The organism is Pseudomonas sp. EB271-G4-1 (assembly GCF_058791355.1).
On record NZ_JBYTEO010000076.1, the window covers coordinates 1 to 15613 of the forward strand.

13 protein-coding genes are annotated in these 15613 nt (G+C 61.1%); 8 read left to right on the top strand and 5 right to left on the bottom strand.

Going from position 1 to position 15613, the window contains the following annotated elements:
• Positions 1-288 precede the first annotated feature (288 nt).
• Positions 289-486 (bottom strand): YbdD/YjiX family protein, encoded by a 198-nt coding sequence (locus AC3WWR_RS26620; RefSeq protein ID WP_020801269.1) that lies wholly within the window; start codon positions 484-486, stop codon positions 289-291.
• Positions 476-2545, bottom strand: coding sequence for a carbon starvation CstA family protein (locus AC3WWR_RS26625; RefSeq protein ID WP_492599201.1), 2070 nt, complete (start codon positions 2543-2545; stop codon positions 476-478). Before AC3WWR_RS26625 ends, AC3WWR_RS26620 begins: the two co-directional genes overlap by 11 nt.
• Before the next feature lie 386 nt (positions 2546-2931).
• Between AC3WWR_RS26625 and AC3WWR_RS26630 the strand changes: the two genes are divergently transcribed.
• From AC3WWR_RS26630 to AC3WWR_RS26640, 3 genes are all read left to right on the top strand, one after another.
• Positions 2932-4299 (top strand): cache domain-containing protein, encoded by a 1368-nt coding sequence (locus AC3WWR_RS26630; protein ID WP_020801266.1) that lies wholly within the window; start codon positions 2932-2934, stop codon positions 4297-4299.
• 28 nt (positions 4300-4327) lie between these two features.
• Positions 4328-4960, top strand: a complete 633-nt coding sequence (locus AC3WWR_RS26635; protein ID WP_033042578.1) for a response regulator — start codon at positions 4328-4330, stop codon at positions 4958-4960.
• A 110-nt stretch (positions 4961-5070) separates the two neighbouring features.
• Entirely contained in the window at positions 5071-5472 is a 402-nt protein-coding gene (locus AC3WWR_RS26640) for a hypothetical protein (protein WP_083348885.1), read from the top strand.
• 357 nt (positions 5473-5829) lie between these two features.
• Here AC3WWR_RS26640 and AC3WWR_RS26645 read toward each other — a convergent pair whose 3' ends face one another.
• The 3 genes from AC3WWR_RS26645 to AC3WWR_RS26655 are packed head-to-tail and all read right to left on the bottom strand — an operon-like array spanning position 5830 to position 9069.
• Positions 5830-7176, bottom strand: coding sequence for a glutamine synthetase family protein (locus AC3WWR_RS26645; RefSeq protein ID WP_020800969.1), 1347 nt, complete (start codon positions 7174-7176; stop codon positions 5830-5832).
• Positions 7177-7199: 23 nt separating this feature from the next.
• The gene (locus AC3WWR_RS26650; protein ID WP_020800970.1) at positions 7200-7754 is read right to left on the bottom strand and encodes a helix-turn-helix domain-containing protein; all 555 of its coding nucleotides are present in this window, start codon (positions 7752-7754) and stop codon (positions 7200-7202) included.
• A gap of 25 nt (positions 7755-7779) precedes the next feature.
• On the bottom strand, positions 7780-9069 hold the full coding sequence (locus AC3WWR_RS26655; RefSeq protein ID WP_020800971.1) for an NAD(P)/FAD-dependent oxidoreductase: 1290 nt from the start codon (positions 9067-9069) through the stop codon (positions 7780-7782).
• 353 nt (positions 9070-9422) lie between these two features.
• On the opposite strand from AC3WWR_RS26655, the gene purU reads away from it, so the two are divergent.
• Genes purU through AC3WWR_RS26680 form a run of 5 tightly spaced genes read left to right on the top strand, consistent with a single transcriptional unit; the run spans position 9423 to position 15612 of the window.
• Positions 9423-10289, top strand: coding sequence for a formyltetrahydrofolate deformylase (gene purU, locus AC3WWR_RS26660; RefSeq protein ID WP_020800972.1), 867 nt, complete (start codon positions 9423-9425; stop codon positions 10287-10289).
• Complete coding sequence (gene folD, locus AC3WWR_RS26665; protein ID WP_020800973.1) at positions 10286-11182, top strand: bifunctional methylenetetrahydrofolate dehydrogenase/methenyltetrahydrofolate cyclohydrolase FolD; 897 nt, start codon at positions 10286-10288, stop codon at positions 11180-11182. The genes purU and folD overlap by 4 nt, the downstream gene beginning before the upstream one ends.
• Positions 11164-12405, top strand: coding sequence for an FAD-dependent oxidoreductase (locus AC3WWR_RS26670; RefSeq protein WP_492599202.1), 1242 nt, complete (start codon positions 11164-11166; stop codon positions 12403-12405). The genes folD and AC3WWR_RS26670 overlap by 19 nt, the downstream gene beginning before the upstream one ends.
• 13 nt (positions 12406-12418) lie before the next feature.
• Complete coding sequence (locus tag AC3WWR_RS26675; protein ID WP_033042852.1) at positions 12419-12718, top strand: sarcosine oxidase subunit delta; 300 nt, start codon at positions 12419-12421, stop codon at positions 12716-12718.
• Entirely contained in the window at positions 12715-15612 is a 2898-nt protein-coding gene (locus tag AC3WWR_RS26680) for a 2Fe-2S iron-sulfur cluster-binding protein (protein ID WP_020800976.1), read from the top strand. Before AC3WWR_RS26675 ends, AC3WWR_RS26680 begins: the two co-directional genes overlap by 4 nt.
• Position 15613 lies beyond the last annotated feature (1 nt).

Here is a 15613-nt window from a genome sequence, read left to right on the forward strand (position 1 = left end):
GGGCAAGAGCCCTTGGTTACTTAGGGCCGGGCGGCGTTCCGTTTTTCCAAGTGACTCGCCGTAAGGGCGAAACCCTAAGTGGCCGTTACCGCAGCAACGGATATGTACACCTGAAAGACAATTATCGCCTGCCAGGACGCCTTCGCCGGCAAGCCTGGCTCCTACAGTTCAAATAACAGGTCCGGCTGTCAGGCCACCTTCGCGAGCAAGCACCCACATCTGAACTGAACACGCGAAATCCCAAACAAAAAACCCGGCTTTTTCGGCCGGGTTTCTTGATTCATTCATTCAACAACACTTCGGTCCGGACTTGCTGCCGTAACGGGCTTCCTGGCGTTCCCGAAAGAACGCCTCGTAATCCATCACCGGCTTGTCCGGGTGCTTGTTTTGCATATGCTCGACGTAATTGTCGTAATCGGGCATACCCACCATCAGGCGCGCGGCCTGACCGAGGTATTTGCCCAGGCGACTCAAGTCATTGAACATGATCAGGCATCGGCAGCGCGTGGAATGGTGCTTCCTTGTCCGTTCGTTCCTTGGTGCCCCAGGCGGCGATACCGACCTTGAGTGCGAAGAACAGGATGCTGAACACCACGAACAGGAACAACGCGGTCAGCGTGGCGTTGGTGTAGGCGTTGAAGATCACGTGCTGCATCTGGTCAATGCTCTTGGCCGGCGCCAGCACCTGACCGTTGGCCAGGGCATCGCTGTATTTTTTCGCCAAGGCCAGGAAGCCAATGGCCGGGTTGGCATCGAACAGTTTGATGAAACCGGCGGTGGTGGTGCAGATCAGCAGCCATACCGCTGGCAGCAGAGTCACCCACACATACTGCTGACGCTTCATTTTGATCAGCACCACGGTGCCAAGCATCAGGGCAATACCCGCCAGCATCTGGTTGGAGATGCCGAACAATGGCCACAGGGTGTTGATCCCCCCCAGCGGATCGATCACGCCCTGGTACAGCAGGTATCCCCACATGGCCACGCAGCCGGCGGTGGCGATCAGGTTGGCGGTCCAGGATTCGGTGCGCTTGAGCGATGGCACGAAGGAGCCGAGCAAATCCTGGAGCATGAAACGCCCGGCGCGAGTACCGGCGTCCACCGCGGTCAGGATGAACAGCGCTTCGAACAGGATCGCGAAGTGGTACCAGAACGCCATGGTGTTTTCACCCGGCAGCACGTGGTGCAGGATCTGCGCGATACCCACGGCCAGGGTCGGCGCACCGCCGGCACGGGCCAGGATGGTGGTTTCACCGATGTCCTTGGCCACTGCTTGCAGCGCCTCCGGAGTAATCGCAAAGCCCCAGCTGCTGACGGTCTGAGCAACCGAAACAGCATCGGAACCCACAATGGCCGCAGGACTGTTCATGGCGAAGTACACGCCCGGATCGATCACCGAGGCAGCCACCATGGCCATGATCGCCACGAACGATTCCATCAGCATGCCGCCGTAACCGATGTACCGGGCATGACCTTCGCTGGCGAGCAATTTTGGCGTAGTGCCAGAAGCGATCAGCGAGTGGAACCCCGATACCGCGCCACAGGCGATGGTGATGAACAGGAACGGGAACATACCGCCCTTCCACACCGGTCCCGTGCCATCGACGAATTGGGTCAGTGCCGGCATTCTCAGCTCGGGCATGGTCACCAGGATACCGATGGCCAAGGCGACGATGGTGCCGATTTTCAGGAACGTGGAAAGGTAATCACGGGGTGCCAGGATCAGCCAGACCGGCAGAACGGCAGCCACGAAACCGTAACCGATCAGCATCCAGGTAATCTGCACGCCGGTGAAGGTAAAGGCCTTGGCCCACACCGGGTCAGCGGCAATCTGCCCACCCAGCCAGATCGAACCCAGCAGCAGGAACACGCCGATGATCGAGATTTCACCGATGCGGCCCGGACGGATGTAGCGCATGTAGATGCCCATGAACATCGCGATCGGGATGGTCGCCATCACCGTGAACATGCCCCACGGACTCTCGGCCAGGGCCTTGACCACGATCAGCGCCAGCACCGCGAGGATGATGATCATGATCAGGAAGCAGCCGAACAGCGCGATGGTGCCGGGGATGCGGCCCATTTCTTCGCGGACCATGTCGCCCAGCGAACGACCATTACGGCGGGTGGACATGAACAGGACCATGAAGTCCTGCACGGCACCGGCCAGCACCACGCCGGCAATCAGCCACAGCGTGCCGGGCAGGTAGCCCATCTGCGCCGCCAGTACCGGACCGACCAGCGGCCCCGCGCCGGCGATGGCCGCGAAGTGGTGACCGAAGAGCACGTGCTTGTTGGTCGGCACGAAGTCCAGACCATCGTTGTTGAGCACAGCGGGCGTGGCGCGATTGGGGTCCAGTTGCATCACTTTGTTGGCGATGAACAGGCCGTAGTAGCGGTACGCAACGAGGTAGATGGCGACGGCTGCAACGACGATCCACAGGGCGTTGATCGCTTCGCCGCGGCGCAGGGCCACGACACTCAGCGCAATCGCTCCCAGGACAGCCACGGCAAACCAGGCGAGGTGTTTAGCCAGACGGGGCATAGAGGGTCTCCTGCCGACAGCTCGTGACTGCGGCGGTAATTTTTATAATTGTGTCCGCTGTGCGGAGCTGGGCCAATATCCGCGCATGTCGTCCACAAATAAATCCGCGTTACTACGTACGCGGCATCTACGTAGTTCTACGTAGAACACACTGATCTGCTATTGAAAATTCGGCCCCTTGTGGGAGCGAGCCTGCTCGCGAAAGCGATCCGTCAGACGACATGGATGTTGAATGACCGATTGTTTTCGCGAGCAGGCTCGCTTCCACAGGGGATTGCGTTTCAATGGGCGGGCATCCCCGCCGTCAGTCATTCCGTCCAGCAACGCTACAGGTCTGGCGTATCTTTGGCATATGATGCCGGCCCCTCGCGCGGGCAGGAGCAACCATGCAGCTCAAACACAAGATCGTCGCCCTCGGCATTTTGCCGCTGGTGTTGGCCATTGCCGTCATCTGCGCCCTGGTGATTTCCCTCAATCGCCAACTGGGTGATCAACAGGCGCAGCTGATCGAAGACAGCATCCTGATGAGCAAGCGCGCGGAGCTGAAAAACTACGTCGAAATGGCGAAAAGCCTGATCGAGCCGCTGTACGACAACGGCCAGGGTGACGCGCGCGCCCAGCAACAGGTGCTCGAGGAACTGCGCAAGCTCAGCTTTGGCATCAATGGCTATTTCTTCGTCTACGACCATGAAGGCCGCAGCCTGATGCACGCGCGCCAGTCGGAGCTGGTGGGCAAATACCTGTGGGACATGAAAGACCCGCACGGCCTGCCGGTGATCCAGGCGCTGCTCAAGAGTGCGCAATCGGGCGAAGGTTTCCAACGCTACGCCTGGAACAAACCCTCCTCCGGCCAGGTGACCGACAAACTGGCCTATGTGGTCATGCTCGATCGCTGGGGCTGGATGCTCGGTACCGGCATTTACCTTGAAGATGTCGAGCGCGCCACCCAGCAAGCACGAGCCGAAGTGGCCCAGGGCATCCGCAAGACCATGGTGGCGATTGCCGTGGTGGCGCTGGTGGCGGTGCTGTTTGTCTTCGCCACCGGCATGACCCTCAATGTCAGCGAACATCGCCTGGCGGACAAGAAACTGCAGCGCCTGACCCAGCGGATTGTCAGCCTGCAGGAGGAAGAGCGCTCGAGGGTGTCCCGCGAGCTGCACGACGGCATCAGCCAGGTGCTGGTCTCGATCAAGTTTCAGTTCGAACTCGCCAGCCACTTGCTGGAAAGCGGGCAAAACCACGACAAGGGCCTGGGCGCGTTGAGGGATGCCACCGCGCGCCTGGGTGATGCGATTGGCGAAGTGCGCAGCCTCTCCCACGACTTGCGCTCATCGTTGCTCGATACGCTCGGCCTGTCGGCGGCAATCGGTCAACTGGCCGCTGAGTTCGAACAGCGCAGCGGCCTTACCGTGACCTATGACGACAATGAGTTCGACTGCCAACTGGTCGACGGCGCAGCGGTCTCGTTGTTTCGCATCGTCCAGGAAGGCCTGACCAATATCGAGCGCCACGCCCGGGCCAGGCACGTATCCATTACGCTGCGCGGCTGCGAACAATCGGTGCGGCTGACGGTGGTCGACGACGGAGTCGGTTTCAACGTCGCCCAGGTCGAACGTCGCCACGTCGGCATTGGCTTGCGTAATATTCGTGAACGCGTCGAACATTTTGGTGGCCGCTTCGAACTGATCTCGACGCCCGGACGCAGTGAGCTGGATGTTCTGCTACCGATGAAGCTGCCTGCCAGCAAACGCTGATGCCCCAAAAACAAGAGTGAAGCCTGCAATGAACCTGCCCTCCCCGATCCGCGTCGCCCTGGTCGACGATCACGCCCTGGTCCGTGACGGAATAAAGGCGCTGCTGTCCGTCATGGCCCCCCTGGAAGTGGTTGGCGAAGCCGAAAGTGGCGCCGAAGCCATGGAGATGGTCGGACGCTGCCAGCCCGACCTGCTGCTGGTCGACATCAGCCTGCCGGACATCAACGGCCTGGAACTGACCCGCGTGCTGCGCAGCCAGTACCCGTCGCTAAAGGTATTGGTGCTGAGCATGTACGATAACTATGAGTACGTGAGTGAATCACTGCGCTCGGGCGCCAGTGGCTACGTGTTGAAGAATGCCCCTTCACGGGAAATCATCGCGGCCATCGAAGCCATCTCCAGCGGCGGGACCTTCTACAGCGCCGACATCGCCCAGCGGCTGATCGCCGACAAAAACACCGACAACGAACTGACCCCCCGTGAAAGCCAGGTTTTGTCGAAGATGGCACAAGGGCTGAACAACAAGGAAATGGCACGGGAACTGGATATCAGCGTGCGCACGGTGGAGACACACCGCTTGAGCATTCGGCGCAAGCTCAACATCGACAAGCCGGCAGCGCTGGTCAAATACGCGATCGATCACGGGCTCATTTCGCGCTAGCGATCATTGACTGCGTCAATAGTCACCATTAACTCAATGAAGTTCTCTTAAAAATTCCACGGCGTAACATCAGCTCCATACCAACCAACAACACCCCGGAGCACACGATCATGAAACGCCAAACCCTCCTCAGCATCGCTTTCTCGGTTTTCGCAATTAACGCTTTTGCCGCAACCTCTGTTCAGCCTGTCGTGGCGGAAGGTGGCTCGGATCGTCTGATTGAAAGCCGAGTGGCTGAAGGTGGTTCGGATCGTTTGATCGAGAATCGTGTAGCTGAAGGCGGTTCGGATCGCCTGATCGAGAATCGCGTCGCTGCCGATGGTTCGGATCGCCTGCAAGGCAACACTGTCGCCGCCGATGGCTCTGACCGCCTGCAAGGCAACACCGTCGCCGCCGATGGCTCGGATCGCCTGCAAGGCAACACCGTCGCCGCCGATGGCTCCGACCGCCTGCAAGGCAACACCGTCGCTGCCGATGGCTCGGACCGCCTGCAAGGCAACACCGTCGCCTGAACCCATCGCTTCACCGCACCCACAAAAAGCCCGGCCTGATCAGCCGGGCTTTTTTACGTCTGCGCCGCAGGTATCCCGCGTCATCGTTGACGTCCATCGTCGGAACGCCGCCCGGAGCATGCTCGCTCCTACAGAGAAACCAACTGAATGACACCGAATTTCAGGCAAAAAAAATCCCGGGCAGCTGATGGACGCCCGGGACTTAAAAATGCATAAACCGTGGTGGTGAACGCGGGGCGGATATTACGCAATGTTTCGCCCTGTAACAAGATATTCTGATTAACCGTTCAGTTACTAAAATCTGTAACCTGTTAAATAACCAGATATTTTTTACGGTTAACCTCGAAATAACCTTAACTACAGGAACCAGCGATATTCCCGTGCACTGATGTCGTTCAGGAACGCCAAGTGGTCCTGCCGCTTGTTCTCGCAATACACATCGACGAATTCCGCGCCCAAACCTTCACGCAGTTTTTGATGGCCTTGCATGGCTCGCACGGCGTCGAGCATTTCCAGCGGAAAGTCGATGCCGCTGTTGCGGTCATCGTTGAGTGGGGCGATCGGCTCGCGCTCCTGTTCAAGGCCTTGTTCCAGGCCCACCAGGATCGCGGCGAGCACCAGATACGGGTTGGCATCGGCGCCAGCGAGGCGATGTTCGACCCGCAGGTTCCTGGCGTCAGACTCCGGCACCCGCAGGCATGCGTCTCGATCCTCGAAACCCCAACTGGCGCGCGAGGCGACGTTGACCGTGGCGCTCAAGCGGCGCAACGCGTTGTGGTTTGGCGCGAAAATCGGCATGCAGTGCGGCAACACATCCAGGCAACCGGCCACCGCATGGCGCAACGCGCGTTGCCCGTTCGCCGCCAGCAGGTTGTTGCCGGCCTTGTCGTAAAGACTCACGTGCACATGCATGCCGCTGCCGGGGTGCTGCAGGTAAGGCTTGGCCATGAAACTGGCGCGGTAGTTGTGCTTGAGTGCCACGCCTCGCGTGCTGCGGCAGAACAACGCAGCCCAGTCGGCAGCGCGCAGACCATCGTCCAGATGACCGAAATTGATCTCGAACTGACCGGGGCCCAATTCGGCGGTGATCACCGTCGCATCGATGCCTTGCGCACGCGCGGTCTCGACCATTTCGTCGAGCACCGGGGCAAATCGCGAGAGGCGTTCAATGTGCATGTTCGGCTGATCGTCCGCATCGCCGGTCAGCGGGTCGCGGGCAAACTGCGGCAAGCCATCGCGCAACTGACTGTCGAACAGGTAGAACTCAAGTTCGAACGCCACCACCGGAAAAATGCCTTTGCTTCCAAGCCGCGCCAACACCTGCGCCAGGACTTCACGGGGTTCGAAGACGATCGGTTTTTCCGTGCCATCGGAAGTAATCAACATCTGCCCCAGCGGTTGCTTCTCCCAACTCACCAACTTGAGCGTGCCCGGTACCAGGCGACGCAGCGCGTCCGGATCGCCATCGTTGAAGCAGTAGTCGCCAATCTTGAACAGCCCGCCCTGGGTGCCGAGCAACACGCAGTTTTGCGGCAACTTGAGGGCGCTGCCGGCGGCGACTTTTTCGAGCATTTCGATCGGGTAGCGCTTGCCGTAGAAATGCCCCGGAATGTCCAGGGATATCAGGTCGACGAAGCGCACATCGGGGTAGCGCTGACGAAACCCACGCACTTCGGCCAACAAATCAGAGCACACAGCATCCATCGTTTTGTTCCTTGTTGTTTTTATCAGGTGTAGACCCAAAGTACGCGGGTCATTTGGTCTGAGAGGTTGCCGTAGCGGCAGTGGGCATGACTGGCCAGTTGAAAACTGTCGCCAGCGTGCAGGGTCACCGGTTCGTTCTGGTCGAGCCACAGGGTCAGTTCCCCTTCCAGCACATAGCCGCCCTGCTCCGAGCTGTCCTTCATGTGCCGGTCGCCGCTGCTGGCACCGGGCTCCAGCTGGCTTTCGAGCATGGAAAAGGACGCACGCATCTTTGGCGAGACCATGATGTCGGTGATGCCATCGGCGTAATACAACGTGCGGCGCTCATCCGGCCGGGTCACCCACGGTAGGGCCATGGGTTTGGGCAGGCTATAGAAATAGGTGGTCGGCACGCCGAGGGTCTCGCTGATGGCGGTCAGGTCCGCCACCGTCGGGCGGGACAAGCCGCGTTCGACCTGGGAAAGAAAACCCACGGAGCGGCCGATCTTGTCGGCCAGATCCTTCAAGGTGTACTTCTTGTGCTTGCGCAGGTCCTGGATCAGGATCGCCAGCGCCGAAATCTCTTCTTGCATGTCCATCTAAAGGCTTCCAGAAGTGGCCGATTCAAATGCTGTCGCGCAGCCTGTACCAGGCTTTGCCGATGGCTTCCAGCGGTGCTGCCATGTATTTGCCGCCGGGAAAACTGGGGTTGGTCAAACCCTGGTACAGCCCCAGCTCATCCGGCTGGCCGAGAATAGCGTCAGACACCGCCCGTGCCCCGGCCAGGGTCGGCAGCACGCCGTGCCCGGAATAGCCCTGCAACCAATACAAGTCACCGCGCCGACCGATGTCGGGCGTGCGTTTGAGCGTCAGGTCGATGTGACCGCCCCAGGCAAACTCCAATTCAATGCCTTTCAATTGGGGGAACACCCTTTCCAGGCACGGCCGTGTGGCACCGGCGATGTCCTTGGGCATGCCCCCCAGATAGGTGCAACCGCCGCCGAACAGCAGCCGGTTGTCTGGCGTGCGGCGGAAATAGTCGAGCACGAACTGGTTGTCGGTGACGCAGACATTGCTGGGTAGCAGAGCGGCTGCCTGGGCCTCGGACATCGGCGCCGTGGCCACCTGATAGGTACCAACGGGTAGTACGCAACTCGATAGCTGTGGGTCGAGCCGGTCAAGATAGGCATTGCAGGCCAATACCAGGACATCGGCGCGAATGTGTCCGCGTTCAGTCGTCACCACGTAGCCGTTCGAGTCCTCGCGATAATTCAACGCCATGCTTTGTTCATGAATCACACCACCGGCCTGCTCGATCGCGGCGGCCAGTCCCAGTGCCAGTTTCAGCGGGTTCAAATGCCCGCCTTCGGGGTCGTACAAACCGGCCTGGTAACGCTCGCTGGCCACCCATTCGGGCAACTGGGCGCGCTCGATGAAGCGCAAACCGTCATGCCCCCATTTGTGGCTGGCCTCGTGCTGCCACTCGGTCAACAACCCCACCCGCCGTGGCATCACCGAAGTCCAGAGGTGCCCGGGCCGGTAGTCGCAATCGAAACCATGGCGCCTGGGCAATTCGCGCACCTCTTTTGCCGCCCAGCGCATGCCGTCCCACAACCGCCGCGCGCGCTCATGGCCCAGTGCGGCTTCCAGCGGCGGCATGTCGCAGGACCAACCGAGTATGGCCTGGCCGCCATTACGTCCCGACGCGGCCCAGGCGACCCGGCTGGCCTCCAGCAGTGTCACGCGCTTGCCGGCCAGGGCCAGGCGCAACGCCGTGTGCAAACCGCTGAAGCCGGCACCGATGATCAGCACGTCGGTGTCCTGCTCGCCCTCCAACGCCGCTCGATTGACCAGGCGATCGGCGCACGTATGGGCGTAATAGCTGGCGACATGCTGGGTGGATTGCTGAAACATACCGGCTCCATGAAATTTTATAGTTTTAATTTCATGAAAAAATACAGGTTTAATTTCATGCGCGCAAGCGGTGTGGCCAGGGTGGTTGTGAGGAGCCTGACGCCCCGCGGTGTTCTCGGGTTTTTCGCGAGCATGCTCGCTCCTACAGGGCACGTCGGGTTGCCCAATAAAATTCCCAGCAGTTAAAAAACTTTCACAAAACCTCTGGACGTGCCCCCTGCATTTCCCCTATAAAGCCACTAACAGGAATATATTATTCCTGACACGAAACCGCGCTCATGGAATGAGCCTCGCTGTCCGCTGACATTTTTTCGCTATGCGATGAGCTGCCGCCATCATCCCGAGGACGTGTCATGCAACACGAAAAAAACCATTTCATCATCAAGATCACCTGTCCCGCGGTGTCCGGCATTGTCGCTGCCGTCACCACCTACCTGGCGGACAACAGTTGCTACATCGGGGAGATGGCGCAATTCGACGACGATTTCAGCGGGCGCTTTTTCATGCGTGCGGTGTTCCGTTTCAACGATGGCCACGCAGGGGATATCCAGCAGATCAAGGACGGTTTCAGCGATGTCGCCCAGGCCTTCGACATGCGCTGGGAACTGCATGACACTCGCGAACCGATGCGCGTGCTGCTGATGGTGAGCAAGTTCGACCACTGCCTGACCGACCTGCTCTACCGCTACCACAAGGGCGAGATGGACATGACCATCACCGCCATCGTCTCCAACCACCTCGACCTGCGGCCCATGGCCGAACGCGAGGGCATTCGCTTCATCTACTTGCCAGTCACCAAGGACACCAAGACCCGCCAGGAAGCCGAGCTGATGAAGGTGGTCGACGACACTGGCACCGAGCTGGTGGTACTGGCGCGCTACATGCAGATCCTCTCCGACGACCTGTGCCGGCAACTGTCCGGTCGGGCAATCAACATCCACCATTCGTTCCTGCCCGGTTTCAAGGGCGCCAAGCCGTATCACCAGGCGTACCAGCGCGGCGTGAAGCTGATCGGCGCCACCGCCCACTATGTCACCAGTGATCTCGATGAGGGGCCGATCATCGAACAGGAGGTGCAGCGCGTCGATCACGTCTACCTGCCGGATGACCTCGTGGCCACCGGGCGTGACACCGAGACCGTGGCCCTGTCCAAGGCGGTCAAGTACCACCTGGAGCACCGGGTTTTCCTCAATCAGGACAGAACGGTGATTTTCCGGTGAACACACCCCGACTGATTGACGGCAAAGCCGCCGCCGCGCGGGTGTTGATCGAGGTTCGCAAGGACGTCGAGCGCCTGCGCGCGCAAGACATCCAGCCGGCCCTGGCGGTGATCCTGGTCGGCAGCGACCCGGCCAGCCAGGTGTATGTGCGCAACAAGATTCTGCGCGCAGAAGAGGTCGGCATCCGCTCCCTGGAACATCGGCTGGGCACAGACACCAGCACCGAACAGCTGCTTGACCTGATCGCCAGGCTGAATGCCGATGGCTCGATCCACGGCATTCTCCTGCAATTGCCGCTACCGGCCCAGGTCGATGAACTGCGGGCGCTGCAGGCGATCGTCCCAGGCAAGGACGTCGACGGCTTCCACAGTGAAAACGTGGGTGGCCTCAGCCAGGGACGCACCGTGCTCGCGCCCTGCACACCCAGTGGCTGCCTGTACCTGCTGGAGCAGACCTGCGGCGATCTGCGCGGCAAGCATGCAGTGGTGATCGGCCGATCGAACATCGTCGGCAAACCCATGGCGGCGCTATTGCTCAAGGCCGACTGCTCGGTGACGGTCTTGCATTCGCGCAGCCCCGATCCGCAGGCGCTCTGCCGTCAGGCAGACATCGTGATTGCCGCCGTGGGTCGTCCGCGATTGATCGATGCCAGTTGGCTCAAGCCCGGTGCAGTGGTGATCGATGTCGGCATCAATCGTATCGACGACGCCGGTCGCAGCCGCCTGGTCGGCGATGTCGACTTCGACAGCGCCCTGCCCCAGGTCGCGGCGATCACCCCGGTACCCGGTGGTGTCGGGCCGATGACCATTGCCTTCCTGATGAAAAACACCGTGACCGCAGCCCTTATGCAACAGCACAGCCTATCGGAGGCCGTATGCCATTCAATCTCTTGAAGTACGGGCTGAGTTCCGAGTACCCGGTGGAAGTGGATTTGCCGCCGCCGCGTGAATTGAAATCAAGCTATGACGTGGTGATCATCGGTGCCGGTGGCCATGGCCTGGCCACCGCTTATTACCTCGCCAGGTATCACGGCATCACCAACATCGCCGTGCTGGAAAAGTCCTACCTGGGCGGTGGCAACACCGCGCGCAATACCGCAGTGATCCGCTCCAACTACCTGACCAGCGAAGGCGTGCGTTTCTATGCCGAATCGGTGCGAATGTTCCAGGGCCTGTCCAACGAATTCGACTTCAACATCATGTACTCCGAACGCGGCCAACTGACCCTGGCCCACAACGATGCCACCGTGCGTTCGTTCCGCCAGCGGGCCGAGGTCAACAAGCACTTCGGCGGTCGCACTGAAATGATCGACCGCCAGCAGATCCGCGAACTGGTGCCCAGCCTCAACCTCGACCCCGGCCACCTGCCCGTGATCGCCGGTCTCTGGCACATCGACGGCGCCACCGCGCGCCACGACGCGGTGGCCTGGGGCTACGCCAAGCAAGCGGCGAAGCGCGGGGTGGAAATCCATCAGCTCACCGAGGTGCAGGACCTGATCATCGAGAACGACGCCATCACCGCCGTGAAGACCAACCGCGGCACCATCAAGTGTGGCTGTGCAGTGCAGGCGATTGCCGGGCACAGCTCACTGCTGATGGCCAAGGCCGGGATTCGCTCGCCGATCCAGACCTTCCCGCTGCAAGCCATGGTCACCCAGCCCTTCAAACCCTTCCTCGATCCGCTGGTGAGCTCGTCGGCGCTGCACTGCTACGTGCAACAGACCAGCCGCGGCGAAGTGGTGTTCGGCGGTGGCTCCGATCCGTACCCGCTGTTCAACACCCGATCGACCCTGGACCTGAAGGAAAGCCTGCTGGCCCACGCCATCGAAATGTTCCCGTTCCTGGCCAACGCCAAGCTGATGCGCCAGTGGGCCGGGATCACCGACATGACCCCGGACTACAGCCCGATCATGGGCCTGTCGCCGGTGAAGAATTACTACCTGGACGCCGGTTGGGGCACCTGGGGCTTCAAGGCGACGCCTGTCTGCGGCAAGACCATGGCTGAACTGGTGGCCAGCGGCGGCAAGGTACCGGAGTTGATCAAGCCCTTCGGCCTGGAGCGCTTCTCGACCTTCCGGCAAGTCAACGAAATGGGCGCCACGGCGGCCAGTCACTGAGGCAGAGCGGACCATGAAAATTATCAATTGCCCGCTCAACGGGCCACGCAATATCAGCGAATTCACTTATGGCGGCGAATTCAAGCCGATGCCCGATGCACTGCGCTGCAGCGATGCCGAGTGGGCCGACTACGTGTTCAACACCGACAACCTCGCCGGCGTGGTGCGCGAATGGTGGATGCACACGCCGTCGAGCTACTGGTTTCTCGCCGAACGCCACACCGTCACCGACGAAATCCTGCGCACTTTCGACCCTAAAGAATTTTTCACTGCCCGCGTCGACTTCAACGCCGCCAAGGAGATCGCCGGATGAACCGCCTACCCGCCCCGATGGGCCTGCTGATCGACCGTAACCAGCCGCTCGATTTCAGTTTCGACGGCCAACCCTATCAGGGCTTGCAGGGCGACAGCATCGCCAGCGCCCTGCTCGCCAACGGACGCTTCCTGATTTCCCGCTCGTTCAAGTACCACCGCCCACGTGGCCCGTTGACCATGGCCGGGCAGGACGCCAACAGCCTGGTGCAATTGCCCCAGGAACCCAACGTACTGGCCGATGCCCATGCGCTGGTTGCCGGCTTGCAGGTGACGGCGCAGAACGTCAACGGCTCACTGGACAACGACCGGGATGCTTATCTGGGCAAGTTCTCCAGATTCATGCCGGTGGGCTTCTATTACCGCTCGTTCTACAAGCCCAGGGGCATGTGGAAAGTCTGGGAACCGATCATTCGCAAGAAGGCCGGCCTGGGCGTACTCGACCTGATGTTCAAGCCCGAATATTACGACAAGGCCTACCTGTTCACCGACCTGGCCGTGATCGGCGCCGGTCCCGCCGGACTGCACGCGGCCCTGACCGCGGCCAATGCCGGGGCCAAGGTATTGCTCATCGAGCAACAGCCGGTCCTCGGCGGTTCGCTAACCTATGCCCGCTTCGACATCGCCGGCATTCGCGCCGACGCCTTGCGCCGCGAATTGCTCGCGGCGGTGCAACAGCACGCCAATATTCGCATCCTCACCGAGGCGACCTGCAACGCCTGGTTCACCGACAATTACCTGCCGGTGATTCAAGGAAAACGCATGTACAAGGTGCGCGCCCGACAGTGCCTGGTGTGCAGCGGGGCGTTCGACCAGCCGGTGGTGTTTCGCAACAACGACTTGCCCGGCGTAATGCTGACCAGCGCCGCGCAGCGCCTGATGAAGCTGTACGCGGTCAAGCCGGGCAAACGCGCGGTGGTGCTGACCGGCAACGATGACGGTTACCTCGCCGCGCTGGACTTGTTTGACCAGGGCGTCGAAGTCGCCGCGGTGGTGGACATGCGCCAAGGCCCGGGCGACGTGGCCCTACTGGGCGCGCTGGCGCAACGCAAGATTGCCTGCCAGCTCAACAGTACCGTGTATGAAGCGCTGCACGAAAAAGGCCTGCGCCATGTCAATGGCGTCGACGTGCGCAAGATCACCGCCCAGGGCCAGGTCGCCGAGAGCGGGCAACGCCTGGATTGCGACCTGTTGTGCATGTCCGCCGGCTACATGCCGGTCTATCAACTGCTGTGCCAGGCCGGCGGCAAGCTGGCCTACGACGATCAGCGCGCCGAGTTCACCCTCAGCGGACTGCCGCAGAACCTTGCGGTCGCAGGCTCGGTGAATGGCCGTCACCGCCTCGACAACGTGATCGCCGACGGCGTCAACGCCGGTGCCGACGCCGCCGCTGCGCTGGGGCTGGCAGTCGGTGTGCACCGGGCGCCCTTGGGCAGCGAGGTACGGGTCAACTTCAACTGGCCGATCTTCCCCCACCCCAAGGGCAAGGACTTCGTCGATTTCGACGAGGACCTGCAAGTGGCGGACATCGTCAATGCCACGCGCATCGGTTATCGCGACGTGCAGCTGGTCAAGCGTTATTCCACCGTGGGCATGGGCCCCTCGCAAGGGCGTCACTCGGCCCTGCCGACCGCGCGCCTGGTGGCCTGGGCGACCCAGCGCAACATCAGCGAAACCGGCGTGACCACCGCGCGCCCGCCCTTTGTCGCGGAAAAACTGGCCCATGTGGCCGGTCGCGCGTTCGATCCGTATCGACAGACACCTATGCATGCCCGGCACCTGCAAGCCGGCGCGAAGATGATGCCGGCCGGCATCTGGCAGCGTCCGGCCTACTACGGCAATGCCCGGGACCGCGAGGCATGCATGCAGGCCGAAGCGCTGCATGTGCGCAACAAGGTCGGGATCATCGACGTCTCAACCTTGGGCGGGCTTGATGTGCGTGGCCCGGACGCCGCCGAACTGCTCAACCGGATGTACACCTTCGCCTTCCTCAAGCAGCCGATCGGTCGCTCCCGCTATGCGCTGATGACCAATGAACACGGAGTGGTGATCGACGATGGCGTCTGCGCACGTTTCGCCGACAATCACTTCTACGTCACCGCCACCACCAGCGGCGTGGATCGCATCTACCAGCAGATGCTCAAGTGGAACGCGCAATGGCGCCTGGACGTGGATGTCGCCAACGTCACGGCGGCGATCTGCGCGGTCAATGTCGCCGGTCCCGACTCGCGCAAAGTGCTGGAGAAGGTCTGCACCGACCTCAAACTTAGCGCTCAAGCGTTTCCCTACCTGGGCGTGCGTCAAGGCACCGTGGCCGGGATCAAGGCGCGGCTGTTGCGAGTCGGTTTTGTCGGCGAACTGGGTTATGAAATCCACGTGCCGGCGCGCCATGGCCTGGCGCTGTGGGACGCGCTGATGGAAGCCGGCAAGGCCCATGACATTCGCCCTTTCGGCGTGGAGACCCAGCGTTTGCTGCGCCTGGAAAAAGGCCATGTGATCATCAGCCAGGACACCGACGGCATGACCCACCCCATGGAAATCGACATGGGCTGGGCCGTCAATCGCAACAAGCCGTTCTTCGTCGGGCGTCGCTCGGTGGACATCCTCGAAGCCCAGCCGCAAACACGCAAATTGGTGGGTTTCACCTTGCCCAAGGGCAGCGCGCAACCGCTGGAAGGTCATCTGGTGCTCAACGGCCCGGACATCAGCGGCAACGTCACGTCCTGCGAGTACTCGGCGAGCCTGGGCAAGATCATTGGCCTGGCGTACGCCGGCATCGACCAAAGCACACCTGGGCAACGGATTGCGATCCGTGTCGAAGGTGGGCGTGTGGTCCATGCCGATGTGGTGCCGTTGCCCTTTTTCGACCCTTCCAACCTGCGCCAGGAGCTTTGAG

Coding starts and splice junctions, on each gene's coding strand:
- AC3WWR_RS26620 (WP_020801269.1), bottom strand. CDS start 486: ATGTTCAATGACTTGAGTCGCCTGGGCAAATACCTCGGTCAGGCCGCG.
- AC3WWR_RS26635 (WP_033042578.1), top strand. CDS start 4,328: ATGAACCTGCCCTCCCCGATCCGCGTCGCCCTGGTCGACGATCACGCC.
- AC3WWR_RS26630 (WP_020801266.1), top strand. CDS start 2,932: ATGCAGCTCAAACACAAGATCGTCGCCCTCGGCATTTTGCCGCTGGTG.
- AC3WWR_RS26640 (WP_083348885.1), top strand. CDS start 5,071: ATGAAACGCCAAACCCTCCTCAGCATCGCTTTCTCGGTTTTCGCAATT.
- purU (WP_020800972.1), top strand. CDS start 9,423: ATGCAACACGAAAAAAACCATTTCATCATCAAGATCACCTGTCCCGCG.
- AC3WWR_RS26675 (WP_033042852.1), top strand. CDS start 12,419: ATGAAAATTATCAATTGCCCGCTCAACGGGCCACGCAATATCAGCGAA.
- AC3WWR_RS26670 (WP_492599202.1), top strand. CDS start 11,164: ATGCCATTCAATCTCTTGAAGTACGGGCTGAGTTCCGAGTACCCGGTG.
- AC3WWR_RS26645 (WP_020800969.1), bottom strand. CDS start 7,176: ATGGATGCTGTGTGCTCTGATTTGTTGGCCGAAGTGCGTGGGTTTCGT.
- AC3WWR_RS26680 (WP_020800976.1), top strand. CDS start 12,715: ATGAACCGCCTACCCGCCCCGATGGGCCTGCTGATCGACCGTAACCAG.
- AC3WWR_RS26655 (WP_020800971.1), bottom strand. CDS start 9,069: ATGTTTCAGCAATCCACCCAGCATGTCGCCAGCTATTACGCCCATACG.
- AC3WWR_RS26625 (WP_492599201.1), bottom strand. CDS start 2,545: ATGCCCCGTCTGGCTAAACACCTCGCCTGGTTTGCCGTGGCTGTCCTG.
- AC3WWR_RS26650 (WP_020800970.1), bottom strand. CDS start 7,754: ATGGACATGCAAGAAGAGATTTCGGCGCTGGCGATCCTGATCCAGGAC.